The sequence below is a fragment of the Massilia frigida genome (assembly GCF_011682175.1).
GTDB classification, from domain to species: domain Bacteria; phylum Pseudomonadota; class Gammaproteobacteria; order Burkholderiales; family Burkholderiaceae_D; genus Telluria_A; species Telluria_A frigida.
On sequence record NZ_WHJG01000217.1, the window covers coordinates 1 to 296 of the forward strand.

The following is a 296-nucleotide window of genomic DNA, read 5'->3' on the forward strand; positions in this document are numbered from 1 at the left end:
CCTGGTTTGCTCGCACAGTTCCTGGGCCGCGCGCACCGCTTTCCAGGTGCGCTGCGAGGATTCGATCGACAAGGCGGTATCCGTATTGACGTCGGCGCAGAACGGCTACACCATCAACAACACAGTCTCCTTTCACGGCCTGACCGCCATGAAGCCGGGCGGGCCTACGCCGGCCGCTCCTAACTCCTTCGTGCTGGGACTGACCCGCACCGAGTCGCGCATGTCGATTGGCCTGAACGGCGCGATGCTCAAGGATCCCTTGAGCGGCTACGAGTGCGTGGCGCCGAAAATCACGG

The 296-nt window shown here is 63.5% G+C and carries 1 pseudogene; it reads left to right on the forward strand.

What is annotated here, in order from left to right:
• Positions 1 to 296: pseudogene (locus F2P44_RS34745) on the forward strand (hypothetical protein); the annotation flags it as partial.